The organism is Nocardia arizonensis, assembly GCF_001310275.1.
In the GTDB taxonomy this organism is placed as follows: Bacteria; Actinomycetota; Actinomycetes; order Mycobacteriales; family Mycobacteriaceae; genus Nocardia; species Nocardia arizonensis.
On the sequence record NZ_LGYZ01000007.1, the window covers coordinates 1 to 17,502 of the forward strand.

A 17,502-nucleotide genomic window follows, 5' to 3' on the forward strand; every position below is an offset into this window, starting at 1 on the left:
GTCACGGTATTTTCGCGATCGATATTATTATGATTCGACAGAGGGTGTTACATTCCCTGACGGTCGTCGATTCGAGATCCGTTGTATTTGCGAATCGGGGAGGTTAGGGCAAACTTTTGCCGGAGTTTAATTATGTAGTTTCGTCCAGGATTGATAATTTGGCCAGTCCCCGATAACGCGACCACCCGGTTTCAGAGTCGGTGTCGTTCGGTCGGTGTTCAGTTGATGTCGCAGCCCACGGGGTGGTGGGTGTGGGTGCAGGCCGCAGCGTACTCGGCCGGGGTGCGGTAGCCCAGCGCCGAATGCCGGTGCCGGTGGTTGTGCTCGTGCTTGAAATCCGCGATCACCACCCTCGCTTCGAGCAGGCTGGTCCAGTGGTTGCGGTTGAGGCATTCCACGCGCAGGCGCCGGTTGAACGATTCCACGTACCCGTTGTTCCAGGGGGTACCCGGCGGAATATACGAGATCCCGACCCGGTCTCGGCAAAATGTTTGCAGTGCTGCCGAAATCATTTCCGGCCCGTTGTCCAGGCGCAGCACCTTCGGCGCCCCGTGGACGGCGAAGACCCGCTCGAGTTCGGCGACCAGATGCTCGCCGGTGATCGACCGCTCGACCAGGTGCAGTAGGGATTCGCGGGTGTGCTCGTCGATCATCGACGCGATCTTCACCACCCGCCCGTCGACGGTAGAGTCGAACTGGAAATCCAGCGCCCACACCACGTTCGGCGCATCCGCATCCACCGCCGGCACCGACGAGGTGCCGGCCCGTTTACGCGGGTGATGCGCCCGCACCTGCAAACCTTCTTCCCGCCAGAGCCGGTGGACTTTCTTGATGTTCATCCGGTGGCCTTCGTCGAACCGCAGCACTGCCCAGGCCCGGCGGAACCCATGACACGGGTTCTTGGCCGCATAATTCCGCAGCCACGCCCGCGTCCCGGCGTCGGGGTCTGCCGGTGTTTGCGTGGCAGGGCACCGGCGGTATGTCGACCGAGCGAGCCCAACGACCTTGCACGCGAACCGTTGCGACATGCCCATGACCTCGCTGAGCATGTCCACGGCGCGGCGCTTGGCCGCTGGGCCTAGAATTTTCCCTTCGAAATCTCGCGCAGCGCGTCTTTCTCCAGTTCCGCGTCGGCGAGTAGCCGCTTCAATCGGGCGTTCTGTTCCCGCAGTTCCTTGAGTTCTTTGGCGGCGTCGGTGTCCATGCCGCCGTACTGGCGACGCCAGTTATAGAGTGTCGCCGCCGAGACTCCCAGGTCAGCGGCGATTTGCTCGCCGGTCAAGCCTTCCGCGGCCAGTTCATCGGCGCGCCGCAGCTTGCGCACGATGTCCTCCGCGGAATGCCGTTTCCGTCCAGCCATGGTTCCCATAGTCCCTTCTAACCCCTGATCAGGGCCAACGAGACTCTAATTCCGGCTGGTCGCATCCATGGGGGACGGGTCATGATCACCATGTTGCAGGGTAACGAGAACACCAAAAATCTGATCGACCGCCCGATGGAGTTCTTGGGCAACCTCTTGTTGCTGATCGTCGGTGGCAACGACACGACCCGGAACTCGATGAGCGGCGGTGTGCTTGCACTCAACCGCTTCCCTGACCAGTTCGATAAGGTGAAGGCGAACCCGGGCTTGATCCCCAATATGGTCTCGGAGATCATCCGGTGGCAAACTCCGCTGGCCTACATGCGCCGGATCGCCAAGGCAGACACAATTCTGAACGGCCAGTTCATCCGCAAGGGCGACAAAGTGGTGATGTGGTATGCCTCGGGCAATCGCGACGAGCGCGTGTTCGAACGACCGGACGAGTTCATAATCGACCGGTCCAACGCCCGCAACCATATCGCTTTCGGCTTCGGCGTCCACCGCTGCATGGGCAACCGGCTGGCCGAGCTGCAGCTTCGGATCCTCTGGGAGGAGCTGCTTCCTCGCTTCGAGAATATCGAGGTCGTGGGGGAGCCCGAGTACGTGCAGTCCAACTTCGTGCGGGGCATCAGCAAGATGATGGTCCGCCTCACTCCGAAGGCAGACGTATGAGTGTACAGCGAGCTCTCATCGTCGGGGCCGGCCATGGTGGAGTCCAACTCGCGGCCAGTCTGCGCCAGGATGGGTGGACGGGCGAGGTCGTCCTCATCGGTGAGGAGCCGACTCTACCCTATCAACGCCCTCCGCTGTCGAAAGCCTATCTGGCCGGGAAGAGCACAATTGACGAGCTCGCGATCCGCAGCGCGGAATTCTATCGCAAGCAGGGAATCAAACTCGTGGATGCGACAGTAGAGGCGATCGATCGATCGGCTGGTCGCCTCGCACTGAGCACTGGCGACGCATTGCCCTATGACAAGCTCGCGCTGTGCACTGGTGCCCGCCCTCGTCGGCTCGCCACCTCGGGCGCCGATCTGGCAGGGGTCTACTACCTACGCACCGCCGCCGATGTCGAGATGATCCGAGCCGCTGCCCGCCCCGGGCGGCGGGCCGTGATCGTCGGCGGCGGCTACATCGGACTGGAGACGGCCGCCTCCCTGCGAGCGTTGGGACCCCGATATCGTCGCGGCTGGGGACTGCGCCAGTCACCGGATGGCCCGTTATGGCCGCCGTATACGCCTGGAGTCGGTGCCGAGCGCCAGCGAGCAGGCCAAGGTCGCAGCCGCGACCATCAACGGGAAGTCCAGGAAGATAGCGGCGCTTCCGTGGTTCTGGTCGGATCAATACGATCTCAAGCTCCAGATCGCCGGCCTCAACACCGGATACGACGAAGTCGTCCTCAGCGGGGACCCATCCGGGGACCGCGACTTCACCTGCTTTTACCTCCGCGCCGGCGAGCTCGTTGCCGCCGACTGTATCAACCGCCCCCGCGACTTCGTATTCAGTAAGCGGGCAATCACGCAGCAACTCCACATCAACCGGGACGAACTGTTGCTCGCCGGCTCGGCCTGAGGCCACGGTCTGTTGGGTGATGGCTACGCGGCAGTGCGTGGGGCGTAGGCCGGCTCAGCGGTGGCTGACCCGCTCTTGCTTCGATGCACCGGTTTTGCCCAACCCTCAGCCGATTGCGCGACGTTCAGTGCATAGCAGCCCGTCTCGTGTTCGGCCGATGGTTGCAGCCCCAGCAGTGCACGATTCGGGACTTAACCAGCCGACTCAGTCCTCGCTGAGGAGCTCGACGTCGTCGAGCCGGGTGAGCGGATCGGCGCCGAAACAGGAATCGCTGGGGATCGCGTCGGTTGTGTGGAGCCGCATCGTGGTTGCTGCCTACGCGTTGGCGTAGGCGTCACCGACCGACCCGACCGACCCGATCGACCGTCGGAGATCCGAGACCGCCAGTGCTTCCACGAGTTTTACTGCGGTGTATCGAGACCTCACATCGGAATGATGTATCGCTCCACCGACCGGAAGACCTTCGCGAGCCCGCAGAGCGACCGCGGGCCGGATCGCCTTCTCCGCAAACGTGGCGTCTTCGCTGGTCGAGCATTCCGAGCCGAGGACGCAGCCGGCGTAGGCATCGACGACGAACGCGGTAGACGAACATCGGTGATCAGGCGGATGTAGGTGAATCGGCCATGAGCCGCGTGTTCTGCGCCAGAACCCGAAACTGCCGGTCCGCCAGGTCGGTCGCTCTCGACGCGGCCTGGTTCGGTTTGGTCATGCCGACCTTCTTGCCGCGCACGATCAGCCACTGCTATCGCGGCCGCTAGTCGCACGAAGAAAGATGTTGCCGCTTCGCGGATTCCGATCGTTCCTCGGATTCCCTATTCGTGCGGTGCAGCTGGCAAATCTCCCTCGCTGCCTCCGTCGACACGCCTTCGGCGCCGCCGGTGTCGACCGCGGCGCGGCGCACCCAATTGCGCAGGGCTTACGGGTCGCTCCGAGCCTCGCAGAGACCGCTTTCATTCCGCCGAAATGCGTGGGCACCACACCCGGGCGGTTCATCTGCCGGAGCTGCCTGGTCGCGATCATTCCCGTCGATCAGGGCTTATGGGTGGACTGGCAATGCCGAAGCAGGCAGTGCGAAACGGCGCCACCCAGCGACGGAAGCGGAGCAAAGTGCAGCCGGAGTAGTGACCGAGGGAGTATCTTCGGTGGCCGATGCCTGCCAACCGCCCCTGCACCACAACCGCACTTTCCTCGGCCGTAGATGGGCGAGACTGCTCATGTGGATGGTGTCGTCGCACGTCGCGGTTGCTATCGGCCGACTTTCGCCGGGGCGATATCGCTCGGTTGCCAGAGGGTCGCTCGCGCGTCCCGGGATCGATCGAAATCCTCTATTGACACTGCGTGAGCAGCACCACATACTCATACCCAGAGTATCTGGTACTTGCAGTAGTGCACAAGGAGGTGCCGTGAGCAGGGTGCGCTCGATAATGACCCGACGAGGTACGTCATACCGGCGAAGCCATTCCGATCATTCGGAGAACGAGCTATGCCGGATCGTCGACACTTTCCTAGCGGGCGCGCCAGTTGCGTTGCGGAGCGATACTCTTGGTTAGGACGGGAATCTGTGGTAATGCCTGAACGTAGCGCGCTATCGACGTCGACGAGGTTGCTCAGGGAAAACTTTTCCGAAACCGTAGTGTCGGCGCTCAGAACTTTTGGCCGGTCGACGCAGATGGCTTCTGAGTCGGCTGCGGGAGCAGTAAGCGATATCGTTCGTTTGAGATTCCAGTGGCGAGAGGCACTGAATCAAGCTTGGTATCTGATCACCGTTACTGCGATTCCGGCCATCCTGATGGCCGTGCCTTTCGGTGTCATCGTTTCCGTCCAGGTCGGAAACTTGATTCATCAAATCGGGGCGGACTCCCTGCTCGGTGCCGCTGGTGGATTGGGTGTGATCAAACAGGGCGCCCCCATGGCAACAGGGCTGCTGCTGGGTGCGGCCGGAGCGGCCGCAATCGCGGCGGATCTGGGTGCACGTAACATTCGCGAAGAAATCGATGCCATGCGAACGATGGGCATCAGCCCCTTGCACCGACTCGTTATTCCTCGGATGGTGGCGATGGTTTTCGTCGCGCCGATGCTCAATATCTTGATCATCTTCACGGGCGTGATAGCTGGATATGCGGTCGCAATCGGCCCCCAGGGAGTGACCCCCGGCAGCTACTGGGGAACGTTCGGCTCTTTCACCGTTGTCGCGGACATCGGTGTCTCGATAGCCAAGTCCGTGCTGTTCGGATTCATCGTGGTCGTGATCGCGTGCCAGCGGGGGCTCGAGGCAAAAGGCGGTCCGCGCGGAGTGGCGGATGGCGTGAACGCGGCTGTAGTTCTCTCCGTAGTTTCCATCGCCATCACGAACCTCATAATTACTCAGCTGGTGTCGATGTTCCTTCCGACGAGGCTGGCCTAGATGTCGGAGGTAAAGGTTACTCCACCTCGGCTGGCGAGGCTCAGGAGAAGAATAGCGCCGTTCGGAGCGCGCATCGCGCCCCTGGAGTCGATCGGTTTCGTACTCGCGTTCGTTTGGGAGGCGCTGTCCGCGATCCCGTTCACGATCAGGCGATATCGAGCCGAGACTATGCGCGTGATCACGGATATGACATGGGGCCAAGGGTCCATTATCGTCGGCGGTGGAACTGTGCCGATGCTGGTGGTACTCGGTCTGGTGATCGGAGGCTCGGTCGGTGTAGAGTCCTTCACCACTCTCAACCTGATCAGCATGGGGCCGGTGACCGGCATCGTTTCGGCCTTTGCCAATACACGGGAACTTGCACCGATTGCTGCGGGCGTCGGGTTCGCCGCACAAGCCGGATGCCGTATTACGGCCCAAATCGGCGCTATGCGGATCTCCGAGGAGATCGATGCACTCGAGTCGCTTGGACTGCGATCGATACCGTTCGTTGTGACCACCCGGGTCATCGCCGGGGCCGTGGCAATCATTCCGACATTCTTGATCGCCTTGATCCTGAGTTATGCCGCTTGTCGCGCGGTGATCGTGCAACTTCATGGCCAAGCCGCCGGTGTCTACGATCACTATTTTTATCAATTCATCAGCGGCTGGGATGTGACGGCCTCGGTGATAAAGGTTCTCGTATTCGGGACGGCTGTGATTCTTATCCATAGCTATCATGGGTTCTTCGCCGTTGGTGGGCCAGAAGGCGTCGGAATCGCATCTGGACGTGCTGTCCGAGCAAGCTTCGTGGCAATCATCGGTTTGGATATGGTGTTGACCCTCCTCCTGTGGGGCGTCAACTCCTCCATCGAATTTACGGGGTGAGAAACGATGTCTCGCTATGAAATGCCGGGTGTGTCGACATCGAAGCGGTCATCGGTCATGCTGGGTGTTCTCGCCGTGATCACAGTGATCGTAGTAGCCTTGACCTGGACTGTTGTGATGGCCCTACAGGATGATAATCGAATAGTGGTACTGCTGCGTACCGAGTCCATCGGCGACGGAATCACCGTCGGAACACCCGTTCGATTCGACGGTATCGAGATAGGTGATGTTTCGGCGATCGAATCGGACGATGGGGCGAAACAATTGATTCTCAGACTGGAAAGCGCCGAATCGGCAGGTCTCACGGACGGGCTGTTCGTCGACTACTCGCCATCGAACTTGTTCGGCATCAGTGAAATTGCGCTGAAACCAGGTGATGGTGGGGCTCCATTACGGGATGGCAGTATCGTCGATTTGACGGGGCCGCGAGCCGACCGGCAACGAGACGCAACGATGGGTGTTCTCATCCGCAGCGTAGCTCAAGCAACTGGAGACATTCTCGTCCCGGAATTGACCGAGATCCTGACACGGGGCGCGACAATAGCCCGGCAATTCACACCTCTCATGGAGGCAATCGTTGTATCCAGCCGGAACATTGCTGAAACCCAGACGATGCCGATATCGCAGCTGCTGGACCAATACGGTTCCATGCTAGTCGGGACTGCATCGATGATCGACGGTACGGTCGGCCTCATAAATCGGCTCACCACGATCGAGATCTTGAATACAGATCGTGAGCTGTTCGATTCGACAGTCAATACTGTAGGTCGGGAGTTCTTTCCTGGGCTGGCGGAAACTCTATTCGCGGCTCAGGGTCATCTGTCGGACTATGCGGCTATGCTCGCTCCGGTTCTGTCAACGGCAACTAAAATGGTACCTACCCCCGGCGCCTCGAGCATGCAGCTCACTGAACTCCTATCACGTCTAGACCGATCATTCACGTCGACTCCAGACGGTCCGATTCTGAACATCGAGTTGGTTCTCGATATGGTTCCAGCGTTCACCGCGTTCTTGCCGGGTCTTCCGCCGACATCCAACATCGGAGGTGGCCGATGACAAGACAGCGAAGTTTTCTGGCGACCAGCGCAAAACTTATCGTGTCTGCCGTCGTGATCACTGTGCTGCTCGCGATCATCGTTCAGACGGTGCAACGCCCCGTATCTGGAGACGTGGTAGAATTCTCGGCTGAATTCGTCGACGCGAACGGCCTCAAGGCCGGCGACGATGTCCGTATGGATGGTCTTCGAGTTGGCGAGGTACGATCGATTACCTTGGATGCCAGTGGTCGAGCGGTGGTTGGATTTGCGGTCCAGCGCAATCACCCGATCTACGAGAACACTGTGCTGGCGATTCGCTATCAGAACCTCGTAGGACAGCGATATCTCGATGTTCAACAATCATCGCCGACCACAGCGGAGTTGACGGCCGGACATAAGATCGATATTGCCAACACGATCCCGTCGTTCGACATTACGGATTTATTCAACGGCTTACAACCGGTACTCGCAGAGCTGTCGCCCGAAGCGGTGAACAAGTTCGCAGAGAACATGATCGCTGTCATCGAGGGAGACGGAGCGGGCGTCGGTTCCGTCCTCGACTCTATCGAAGCCTTGTCCAACTATGCGCTGGACAGGCAAGCGGTAGTCACCGTTCTGGTCGGAAATCTCAAAGAGATATCCGACCATATCGGTGGCCGATCCTCGCATCTCGTCCGACTTGTCTCGGAGCTGGCCTCGGTTGTGTCCACGTTGCGTAGCAAGGTGGATGGAATTGTCGAATTCGCCCTCATGGCACCAGACGTGATCGCGCCATTGAACGGCCTTCTCGAGGCCTTCGGCTTGACGGCCGGACCTAACGCCGATGCCGATGCCCTGTTGGGGGCAGTATTTCCGGACCCGGAACAGGCGGTCGAGGTGCTGCGGAAGCTGCCGGCCGTTCTCGAGACACTGAATGCGTGGGTTCCCGCCGATGGACCGGTCATCAATCGTAACTGCTCGAACGGCAACGCCGAAGTTCCGGCGCCGTTACATGTGTTGATCAGTGGGCAAAGGATCTCGATATGCGAGCGGTGATCAGTAAGCTATTCCGTGTTCGCGGGGGTACCGCGTTGCAGACGGTGAGTGCTCCCCTTCGAAGCATGGACCGAGAATTGCGCTGGGCTGCCGTCGGGGCCGCAGTGATGGGAGCGGTCTTGACGGCGAGCGTAGTAGTCTACGTAGTACCTTTCGACGAGTCCACATACTGGGCGGAAATGCCGGAAGTGGGCTCGGTCAAGGTTGGCGATGACGTCCGAATCGCGGGTGTGCCGGTTGGTGCGGTGAAGTCCATCGAGCTGAGCCGAAGGAACGTTCGAATGAGCTTCACCGTCGACAGCGACATCTTCATCGGTGACCAGACGAGTCTCGATATCCGTATGCTGACACTGATCGGCGGCCGCTACCTCGCGGTGACGCCGGCGGGGAATTCTGCGTTACACTCGTCCATTCCCGCCGAGAGGGTCCATCTTCCGTACAGCTTGGGTCGGACTTTTGAGGACGCGATTCGGCCGATCGATGATATCGATGGCGATACGTTGCGGCAGAATTTGACGAACATGAACGCTGCGATTGCCAGTGGACCGTCCGGCATTCGCCGAGCAACAGAGGCATTCGGATCTCTGGTCGACATCCTCGACCGCCAGAACCGTGACATTTCGGACACGCTCGCGATGGCGGACGAGTATCTCGGCGCGATCAACGAGTCGAAGGCGACACTCGGCGGAATGATCGACAGCGTCAATCTGATGGAGACAGTGGGCCTCGACAAAAAGGCCGAGATCTACGAAGCCGTCCGGCTGATGGACGAGCTTCTCGCGCGTATCGCGGGCCTCGAGCCGGCGTATCGATCCAGGTTGCAATCCGTTGCGCGAGCCCTGGCCGACGTCATCCCTGAGCTGGAACGTCTGGGTGAAGAAATGGGACAGGTTGTCACGAATACGCGCGACCTACTGGCGCGGCTCCAGCCGATCGCGTCGTCGAAGGATGGGCTCGTGGTCGACCAATCCGCGACAGTTGTCCAGGTACCGTCGGTGTGTATTCCGGTCCCCGGAAAGGAGTGCTGACGATGAATAAGCTCTTGGCGTCCCGGGGTCTCATGTCCGTTCTCGGTGTCGCGGTCGTATGTGCAATTCTGATCGTCGGATACTTCGTGATCATCGAGCCTCCCAAGAGGATGCGTAGCTATTGCGCGAATATGCCGGATGCAATCGGCTTGTACGCCGGGAACCATGTCACCATGCGAGGGGTCAGAGTCGGCTCGGTGACGCGTATCGAACCTCATGGTGACATGGTCCGTGTCGAATTCGAGGTAGAGGTAAGCCATTCGCCCCGCGGTCAGGTGTCAGCTACCACCGTATCCGACACAATCGTCGCGGACCGATCGCTTGCATTACTCGATGACAGCGAAGCCGAGCATGAATGGGATTCTGGACAGTGCATTACCCGTACACTGACGCCAAAGAGCATGTCGCAGACTATGAATGCGCTGGGCAACCTCGCTGCAGAGATCACCGATGGAAATGATTCGACACAGCGTGAAAGGCTTGCGGATGAGCTCGCGGCCTTAGATGCCGCATTATCCGGAACAGGACCTGAAATGAATGATACGATCCTCAAGTTGGGTCGTGCTCTCAATTCCCCCAATGCTGCTATCGGGCATATCGGTGCGCTTATCGACTCACTGCGATCATTATCGGACAGCATGGCCGGCGGATGGGGCGATATCAAGGCCATGATCACTCGTCTGGCTCCAGGTCTCGAAGTGATCGATCATGGCATCTTTGAGCGCACCGTGTCGATTATCGATTCGTTGCGGATCATTGTGCCATGGTTGAACGAGATTACTTCAATGTTTGGTGACCAAATTCTCGAAGCGTTGAACGCGACAGTCCCATTAGCGCGTCTCGCCCGTGCGAATATCGGCTCGGTACAAGAAATAATCGACCTGACGCCACCGCTGGTGCAGGCTTTTCAGAGGGCGACGGCGCAGGAGGGTGGTTCACCGATCCTGACTTACGCGGCGCCGGTGGCTCAGCTGCCGCCGGCGGACGCAGAGCGGGTATGCGCGGCCATCGAGCGTGTCGTGCCAGGTAGCTGCAAGTCCGCTGAGAACGAGTTGGAGAAGGTTTCGGTTCTTCCGTTGATATTCGGGACGGCAGGTGCGCGGTGATGGTTCTGCGACGAGTCGTATGGGCGCGATCTGCTCGTGAGCGTGGTGGTCGGTTCATCGCTGCGGCCGCGGTGGCAATGGTGTGCATAGTTCCCGGATGTGGATTCGATCCCGCGGAGGTTCCCGTTCCGGGGACCGGAATTTCTGGAGACCGGTACGGTATCCGGATTCTGTTCGCTGACGCCTTGAATCTGCCAGCGCGAGCGAAGGTTACAGTCGATGGTCTGCGAGCAGGGGTCGTGCGCGATGTGTCACTGGTCGACGCGGGCGAGGACCACGACGGGTATGTTGCCGTCGATGTCGACCTGATGGCGTCGGTTCGATTGCCGGTCGGCACCACCGCTGAACTCCGCCAGCCGACGATACTTGGCGATGTCTCCATCGCGCTGATGACTCCGCCGACCGGCACGCAGGATGCCCTTCCCCCGGGCGCCACCATCGGATTGGACAAGACGAAGCCGCTGCTGCAGGTTGAGGACACCATGAACGTACTCGCGACCTTCGTCCAAGGAGGAGGGATTCAACAGGCTCAGGAGATAATGAACCGCGTGAACGGGGTGCTGCCGATCGACACTCGGCAGACTGCTTCGATATCCGAGGTAGTCGGTGCGGATATCATTGACCTGGCCAACCACCTGGATGCCGTCGACGCAATGCTGAACGGTCTGCGCGCGAACACGGACGTGGTGCAGCGTAGAACCCCTGAACTGGAGTATTTGCTGACCGAGTCGGGGGTGAGTCAGGCCGCTGCTTCGATGACTTCCATGATCGGGTTGATCACGTTGTACGACGGATTCAAATTGCTCACAGAATCTCTCCGGTGGGTCGGCCCCCTGGCGCAATCGGGCAATGAGGCCGCACGTGCCTTCGTGCCGCTATTGTTCACTCGCCGCCCGCTTGATCTGAACGCCCCCTCGAATTTGAACAAAGCCGTGGCCATTTTGCGCGAAAAGGTTATTCCATTTGTTGAGCGCGGTCCGAAGGTTGATATTGTAGGCATTGAAGGCGTCGGCCCCATATCGGACGACGATCGGATAGACAGTATTCTTGCGTCGCTGCGGATGATCGGAGTGGTTCGATGAAGTCGAGTTCCGTGCTATCCCTGGTGTCGATCGGAATCGTGCTGGTCTTGGGCACCGCATACCTAGCATTCGGTGTGCTTCGAGTTGATTGGTTTTCTGGCAGGACTGTTGTGACCATGGCTCTGCCGAGGACCGGGAGTTTGCTACCCGGTTCCCCGGTCCTGTTGAGAGGAGTGAAGGTAGGAGAGATCGACTCTATCGACAAGGCCGAGCGTGGTGTCGAATTGGTGCTGGGTCTCGATCCCAAGTACAGGGTTCCTGCGACCGGCAGCGCTACTGTTGAGGACCTTTCGGGGTTGGGGGAGCCCTATATCGAGTTCGTACCGGATACTGATGCCGGGCCCTACCTGGCCGACGGTCAGCGTATCGACGCGGTTGAAGTGGTTCTACCCCGCTCGATACCTGATGTGGCGCATACTGTCACCCATCTGGTCGAGCAACTGAACCCACAGGCGATCAGCAATATCGTCAAGACCTTGGATCAGACGTTGTCGGGAACGGAAGCCGTGATGCCGCGTCTGGCGGCATCGACAACGCTGCTTTCGGAAACGATTCTGAGTAGGTCACCCGAAATCCGTAATATCTTGACGAATTTGCAAACAATGGGTGCTGATATGGAGTGGGCCGAGGAGTCGATGACCGCCGCCGGCCCTCTGTGGGAGGAAGCCGGAGCGTGGGGCGCACTCATCGCGGACTCTCTGGCGCGACTGTCTCGAATCGGCAATATGCCCGGGGACTATATCGAAGGAAACGGACTTATTCCCTTCCTTGATAAAGTGACGTCTTACATCAATGAGATCGGCCCCGATCTTCGTGATCTGGTCCCGGCGGTACAGCCACTGGCGGAAAGCGCGTCGAACTCCATGGCGCAAATCAACATAAGCGACCTGATAGATCGTGCACTCAGTGTCACGGGGGACGGTGCTTTGCGAATGCGGATCGCCGTCAAATAGATGTGAAAGAACGAGAGACACCGGAGCTGATTATGCCCACAGAAGATTCTCATGATACTGACCGCGAAGCTGCGGAAGAAAAGCCGGTTGACGCGGGTGTGCCTCGGACGTCGGTCAAGGGTGGCTCGAGCGCACGCGGGTCGGAGAGGTCGTTCTCGATAAGCCTGCGTTCTCTGGCCTTGGGAACCGCAGTAGCCCTCCTTGTTGTCGCGGTGGCCGTTTCGATTCCGTTGTGGCTCTCGGCTAGGAGCGAGTTGAAAGATCGGGACGCTGTCGTAGCCGCGGAGAAGCGCGCCGAAGAAGTAGCGTCTGAGTATGCAGTCGGAGCCTCGAATATCGACTATCAGAATTTCGACCAGTGGGTTCGTGGTTTGAAGTCCAACGTCTCGCCCGTTCTTGCAAACAAGTTCGATGCCACTGCTCCGCAGCTGAAAGAAATTGTGCTGCCACTGAAGTGGAGTTCTAGTGGAGTTCCCATCGCGGCGACAGTGCGCTCCGAACGATCGGGTGTCTATGTCGTCAATGTGTTCCTGAATGTGACATCGAAGAGTGCGCAGATACCGGAGGGTGCGCAAACGACTGTTACCTATACCGTAACAGTTGACAAGAATCTGGATTGGAAGGTAACAGATGTCGGTGGTGTCGACTCGGCACTCCCGGCCAAATAGTCACCGGGGTTTTTCGACGTTGAGGAGCTTGGAATAATGACTTCGATTTCCAGCGCGGGTGTTCCCTGCCGCCGACTCGCTCTCACACGGGACGACGGTCCGACATTGCAGATCACCGAATGGGGCTCGCAGACCCCGCGAGTGACTATGGTCTTGACCCATGGACTCGCGTTGTCGCACGAGAGTTGGGAGGACGTTGCTCAGCTTGTGATCGCTGCGGACCCGACTATTCGCGTCGTCACCTACGACCATCGGGGACACGGGGATTCGGAGTCGGCTCCGGCCAGCCTCGAGATTCTTGCGGACGATCTTGCGACTATTCTTTCGGAAACTGTGCCTACGGGTCCGGTCGTATTGGGTGGTCATTCGATGGGAGGGATGACTCTCATGGCCTTGGCTGAACGTCACAGTGAGGTGCTCGGACCGAGAATCCTCGGCGTCGCGTTGGTGTCGACAGGGGCGGGCGATATTCTGGGAAATATGCTGCGCAGCAAATTCTGGCGAAGGCTGATAATGCTGGGTCTGGAGGCGCTACCCTATATCAGGATTCCTTCCCGGCCGCTTTTCCTGATGCGGCAGTCGACACGAGGCATCCTATTCGGAGCGCGTCCTCGTCGGCACGATATGAACCGTGCTGTGCTGCAGCTCGCGAAGAGCAATTCTCGCAATGTCGCGGAGCTGACCCGTTCGATACTCTCTCACAAGCGTTACGGCGTGCTGGGCAGATTCAGCTGTCCCGTCGTCGTGCTGGTCGGGTCTCGTGACCGCCTGACCCCCGTTCATCACTCGCGTGCGCTTCGGCATCGTATTCCAGGGAGTCATTTGGTCATCTTCGAAAAGGCTGGGCACTACCTGCCCTACGAACGCAGCGGTGAGGTGGCCGTCCATCTCCTCGGATTGACTCGGGAAGCGCGCATACGCGAAGCAACCGTCGCATAGCGGCATTAACATTCGTCATACGCTGAGGGTAACGATAGGCGAATAGTTCGCTATCAGAGCTTGATATCGGTCCGGGAACCGCGGAACGCCCTTTCTCAACAGCCGGATGATGACTGTCAGGGTAGTGGGTGCAGCCGCAGCGCGCTGGGGCCGATGTCGTATAGTCCAGCGCCGGCTGCCGGTGCCGCTAGTTATGGTCGGCTTTGAAGCCACCGATTTCAATGCGGGTTCCAGCTGGCTGTTTCAGCGGTTGCGGCCCGGCGCGCGGGTTCGCAACCTTGTTGTCGAACGTCTCGGCGAAGCTGTTGTTCAAGGTTGTGCCCGGCGGCAGGTACCGAGCTACAGAACATGCTGGTCACCATCATCGGTCCGCCGCCCCGGTTCTAGGTTGGACAACGGTCGGGAGATGATTTCGGTTGCCCTGCAACCAGTTCTGCGCCGACCGGGTCGGAGTATCCTGAGCGGTGACGGGACCCGGTAGTCGGTCCGCCGCGTGTGAGAACCAGTTGTAGGGGATGCAGGGTTGTAGCGTATCCGGCTGGGGCGTTGCAGCCCAGGCCGGAATCTCTTCGGCGGTGATTGTATTCTTCCTTCCAGTCGCTGATCACGACGCGGGCTTGGGCCAACGACCAGAAGCTGTTGATGTTGGGGCATTCGTCGCGTCGGCGGCGGCTGAACCATTCAATGTAGCCGTTGCGGCAGGGTCGGCTAGTGTGACGAACGCTGAGCAGACCCGTTCCGCCGCCCAGTCGCCTGGCACGCGAAATTGGTCTGTTGCCGCAGCGCAGGGCGGCGGGGTAGTTGCGATCGACAGCGATTCGTTGATGAGTCCGTCGGCGGTGATCGATCGTTCCACCAGCCGGCCCAAGCATTCGCGGGTGTGTTTCATCGACGATGGAGACGATCTGGACTGGGCGTGCGTCGTCGCTGGCATCGAATCGGAAGTCCACTGCCCATACACGGTTGGGTGCCCTTTGCCTCCGTCGTGGTGGTGGTTTCCAGGCGTTTCGGCGCCGCAGCGGCCCTCGTAATCCCTCGTCGCGCCAGAGGCGTTGGATTTTCTTGTGATTGACTGTCCAGCACTCGCTGCGGGCGCCGTGGTAGGCGCGGCGGAATCCTTGCCGTGGATGGGTTTCGTCCAGGCACGCAGCCATTCACGCAAAGCCGCATCGGGATGTGCGTTGGTGTCGGTGGTTCGAACGCGCCGTTGTGTACTTCGATGTTCGCCGGTAACCGGCAGGCGAACCTTTCGCGGACCCCGAGCACCCGCACCAGGTGCGCCACGGCCGCCCGCCGGCGTTCCGGGTCTAGAAGGTTCCCTTGGCGATCTCGTTCAATGCAGCTTTCTCTAGCTTCGCCTCGCCGAGAAGACTTTTCAGAGTGGAGTGTTCGCGTTCGGGGCCCTTCAACCGTTTGCCGTCGCCGGCCTTCAGCCCGCCGAACTGGTTGCGCCACCGTTAGTAGGTGGCCATGGTGATCTGCAGTGACGGCGACTTCCTTATTCTCGCCCAGCAGGTGGACGGCCTTGCTCAGCTTGCGCACGGCCTGTGGAGGTGTGTGCCCTTTTCGTGTCGCCATAGTCATCGAGCGTTCCTGCCCACTACGTGGGCGGCAATGCTCTCACAGCCGCCGGACCAAATGTCATCGGGTCAGGTCAGACGAATTCGCAAAGCGCGCACCACTTGAACCTACCTATCCTCGATGATCAGACACTGCCCATTCGACCTACGGGCCGCTATGCGATGCATGGGGGACAACGCAACTGACTATGGATCGAGTGTTCGCCGCACTGATGCCATCGATCGGTCATTGGCGTGGGCATCCGATCGACTGGTTCGAGCGGCGTGTGTAGGCCAGGGGAGGTGACGTCGGCGGCGCCGTCGGATACCGCTTTCGGCGGCTTTTCGTGGAGGGGAAAGTGGGACGAGGATCAGAACCCCGGCTATGGTGATCGCTGCCAGCGCGAGCGCCGAATGTTCCACCCCACTCCAAAAGGCATCCTTCGCATAGTCGGCGAGAGGCCTTCCTACATTACCGGCACGCTCAGCGACTTCGAGGGCACCGGCCAGGGAACTGCGGACCGGAGCGCGCGCGGGCTCGGGAAGGCGGTCCAGCACCTCGTTGATCCTCGAAGTATAGCTCGCGGACAAAATGCTACCGGAGACGGCAATGCCGATGGCCGCGCCGACTTCGCGAGTCGCGTCGTTGACCGCAGCGGATACCCCGTGCTTCTCCAACGGTGTGTCGAGCATGATCGCGTTGGTCGCGGGGGCGGCCGACAAGCCCAGCCCGGCGCTCATGATCAACAGGGGCCAGAGAACGTCGAAGTACGACGAACCGGTGTCGAGGCGAAGGATGGCGAGTAAGCCGACGGCGATGGTCAGAAGACCGGTCGCTGTCGTCACCCGCAATCCCGCCCATGCAGCGATTGCCGGCGACACGAGTGACATCACGATAAGCGGAACGACCATCGGCGCCAGCGCCAGCGCCGAGCCGAGGGCATCGAACCCGAGGATGAGCTGGAAGTGCTGTACCAGTAGGTACATCACACCGAAAGTCACGAGGAACTGGATGGTTATCGATAGCGCGCCGCTCGAGAAGCCCCGGCGGCGGAACAGGCTCACGTCCAGTAGCGGGTGCTCGGCACGCACCTCGGTGAGGATAAATGCCACGGTGCCGATTACTCCCGCCGCACCTGCGACAAGAACCCGGACATCCGTCCAGCCGCGCGACGGACCCTCGATGACCGCGAACACCGACGTGCCGATGGCGAGCACGACCCAGAACATGCCGAAAAGATCGAACGGCGGGAGTTCGGCGTCCTGTGAATCAGGCACGGTGAAGGCCAGAACCAGCAGTAGTAGTGCGACGACGGTCAGACCGACGAAGATCGAATGCCACGACCACTGGGTAAGAAGCAGACCGGATCCCACCATGCCGATCACGCCACCCGAGCCGGCGATCCCGGCCCAGACTCCGACCGCGTACGACCGCTTCTCCACTGGGAGGTTGCTTGTCAGAAGCGAGAGGGTCGCCGGCATGACGAAAGCTGCTCCTGCGCCCGCCAAGGCCCGGGAGGCAATGAGTGCCGCAGGAGTATCGAGAAATACAGGCACAACTGAAGCGGCCGCGAAGACCGCCAGGCCGACGATTAGAACGCGTCGGCGCCCATACCGATCGCCGATCGCGCCAGCGGGCAAAACCAAGCAGGCGAGGACCAGCGTGTATCCGTCGACGATCCATGTGAGAGCATTTTGATCTGCGCCGATGTCGAGCGCAAGGGCAGGCAGAGCGGTGTACAGCGCTGCCATGGCCGCAACAACCAATGCTACTGCGGCACAGGTTATGGCCAGCGTCCAAGCCGCGGAGTTGCGGTCGCGAAGCCGGTCTCCAAAGCTGATCATGTCGGTATCCTGGTCCCTTCGGGGCGTCGTCGGCATTCGCGTAGGTCCTA

The 17,502-nt window shown here is 60.0% G+C and carries 13 protein-coding genes and 3 pseudogenes; 12 read left to right on the top strand and 4 right to left on the bottom strand.

Features of this window, described 5'->3' with window-relative positions:
* Positions 1-218: 218 nt before the first annotated feature.
* Positions 219-1,360, bottom strand: a protein-coding gene (locus tag APZ21_RS01205; RefSeq protein ID WP_086007605.1) for an IS3 family transposase whose coding sequence is annotated in 2 segments (ribosomal slippage) — positions 219-1,093 and positions 1,093-1,360 — 1,143 coding nt in all. Because the reading frame shifts where the segments join, the coding sequence is not laid out codon by codon here.
* A gap of 81 nt (positions 1,361-1,441) precedes the next feature.
* On the opposite strand from APZ21_RS01205, the pseudogene APZ21_RS01215 reads away from it, so the two are divergent.
* Positions 1,442-2,032, top strand: a pseudogene (locus tag APZ21_RS01215) (cytochrome P450); the annotation flags it as partial.
* A pseudogene (locus tag APZ21_RS01220) lies at positions 2,029-2,929 on the top strand (NAD(P)/FAD-dependent oxidoreductase). The pseudogenes APZ21_RS01215 and APZ21_RS01220, both read left to right, overlap by 4 nt.
* A 598-nt stretch (positions 2,930-3,527) precedes the next feature.
* Here the strand turns inward: APZ21_RS01220 and APZ21_RS35945 are convergent.
* A complete protein-coding gene (locus tag APZ21_RS35945) occupies positions 3,528-3,659 on the bottom strand; it encodes a hypothetical protein (RefSeq protein ID WP_255220970.1) in 132 nt (43 codons plus the stop codon).
* An 837-nt stretch (positions 3,660-4,496) separates the two neighbouring features.
* On the opposite strand from APZ21_RS35945, the gene APZ21_RS01230 reads away from it, so the two are divergent.
* From APZ21_RS01230 to APZ21_RS32600, 10 genes are all read left to right on the top strand, one after another.
* A complete protein-coding gene (locus APZ21_RS01230) occupies positions 4,497-5,333 on the top strand; it encodes an MlaE family ABC transporter permease (protein WP_036542646.1) in 837 nt (278 codons plus the stop codon).
* On the top strand, positions 5,334-6,200 hold the full coding sequence (locus APZ21_RS01235) for an MlaE family ABC transporter permease (protein ID WP_036542649.1): 867 nt from the start codon (positions 5,334-5,336) through the stop codon (positions 6,198-6,200).
* A 6-nt stretch (positions 6,201-6,206) separates the two neighbouring features.
* Positions 6,207-7,256, top strand: coding sequence for an MlaD family protein (locus APZ21_RS01240; protein WP_081505339.1), 1,050 nt, complete (start codon positions 6,207-6,209; stop codon positions 7,254-7,256).
* Positions 7,253-8,272 carry an MlaD family protein gene (locus APZ21_RS01245; protein WP_014349805.1) on the top strand — a complete coding sequence of 340 codons (1,020 nt, stop codon included), beginning with the start codon at positions 7,253-7,255 and terminating at the stop codon, positions 8,270-8,272. The genes APZ21_RS01240 and APZ21_RS01245 overlap by 4 nt, the downstream gene beginning before the upstream one ends.
* 107 nt (positions 8,273-8,379) lie before the next feature.
* Positions 8,380-9,300 (top strand): MlaD family protein, encoded by a 921-nt coding sequence (locus APZ21_RS01250; protein ID WP_275426172.1) that lies wholly within the window; start codon positions 8,380-8,382, stop codon positions 9,298-9,300.
* A 2-nt stretch (positions 9,301-9,302) separates the two neighbouring features.
* Complete coding sequence (locus APZ21_RS32590; RefSeq protein WP_127516261.1) at positions 9,303-10,406, top strand: MlaD family protein; 1,104 nt, start codon at positions 9,303-9,305, stop codon at positions 10,404-10,406.
* Positions 10,407-10,483: 77 nt separating this feature from the next.
* Positions 10,484-11,488, top strand: coding sequence for an MlaD family protein (locus APZ21_RS01260; protein ID WP_228792445.1), 1,005 nt, complete (start codon positions 10,484-10,486; stop codon positions 11,486-11,488).
* A gap of 116 nt (positions 11,489-11,604) precedes the next feature.
* Positions 11,605-12,441, top strand: coding sequence for an MlaD family protein (locus APZ21_RS01265; RefSeq protein ID WP_228792446.1), 837 nt, complete (start codon positions 11,605-11,607; stop codon positions 12,439-12,441).
* 32 nt (positions 12,442-12,473) lie between these two features.
* Positions 12,474-13,109 carry a hypothetical protein gene (locus tag APZ21_RS32595; RefSeq protein WP_178128354.1) on the top strand — a complete coding sequence of 212 codons (636 nt, stop codon included), beginning with the start codon at positions 12,474-12,476 and terminating at the stop codon, positions 13,107-13,109.
* Between the two features lie 105 nt (positions 13,110-13,214).
* Complete coding sequence (locus APZ21_RS32600) at positions 13,215-14,048, top strand: alpha/beta fold hydrolase (protein WP_158682527.1); 834 nt, start codon at positions 13,215-13,217, stop codon at positions 14,046-14,048.
* Positions 14,049-14,575: 527 nt separating this feature from the next.
* On the opposite strand, the pseudogene APZ21_RS32605 reads toward APZ21_RS32600, so the two are convergent.
* Together APZ21_RS32605 and APZ21_RS01275 are read right to left on the bottom strand one after the other, a co-directional pair.
* A pseudogene (locus tag APZ21_RS32605) lies at positions 14,576-15,632 on the bottom strand (integrase core domain-containing protein); the annotation flags it as partial.
* 182 nt (positions 15,633-15,814) lie between these two features.
* Positions 15,815-17,452 carry an MFS transporter gene (locus APZ21_RS01275; RefSeq protein ID WP_054811359.1) on the bottom strand — a complete coding sequence of 546 codons (1,638 nt, stop codon included), beginning with the start codon at positions 17,450-17,452 and terminating at the stop codon, positions 15,815-15,817.
* Positions 17,453-17,502: the final 50 nt, after the last annotated feature.

Excerpts from the sequence above, each read along its gene's own strand:
- APZ21_RS01230 (WP_036542646.1), top strand. The coding sequence starts at position 4,497 with ATGCCTGAACGTAGCGCGCTATCGACGTCGACGAGGTTGCTCAGGGAA.
- APZ21_RS01235 (WP_036542649.1), top strand. The coding sequence starts at position 5,334 with ATGTCGGAGGTAAAGGTTACTCCACCTCGGCTGGCGAGGCTCAGGAGA.
- APZ21_RS01240 (WP_081505339.1), top strand. The coding sequence starts at position 6,207 with ATGTCTCGCTATGAAATGCCGGGTGTGTCGACATCGAAGCGGTCATCG.
- APZ21_RS01245 (WP_014349805.1), top strand. The coding sequence starts at position 7,253 with ATGACAAGACAGCGAAGTTTTCTGGCGACCAGCGCAAAACTTATCGTG.
- APZ21_RS01250 (WP_275426172.1), top strand. The coding sequence starts at position 8,380 with ATGGGAGCGGTCTTGACGGCGAGCGTAGTAGTCTACGTAGTACCTTTC.
- APZ21_RS32590 (WP_127516261.1), top strand. The coding sequence starts at position 9,303 with ATGAATAAGCTCTTGGCGTCCCGGGGTCTCATGTCCGTTCTCGGTGTC.
- APZ21_RS01260 (WP_228792445.1), top strand. The coding sequence starts at position 10,484 with ATGGTGTGCATAGTTCCCGGATGTGGATTCGATCCCGCGGAGGTTCCC.
- APZ21_RS01265 (WP_228792446.1), top strand. The coding sequence starts at position 11,605 with ATGGCTCTGCCGAGGACCGGGAGTTTGCTACCCGGTTCCCCGGTCCTG.
- APZ21_RS32595 (WP_178128354.1), top strand. The coding sequence starts at position 12,474 with ATGCCCACAGAAGATTCTCATGATACTGACCGCGAAGCTGCGGAAGAA.
- APZ21_RS01275 (WP_054811359.1), bottom strand. The coding sequence starts at position 17,452 with ATGATCAGCTTTGGAGACCGGCTTCGCGACCGCAACTCCGCGGCTTGG.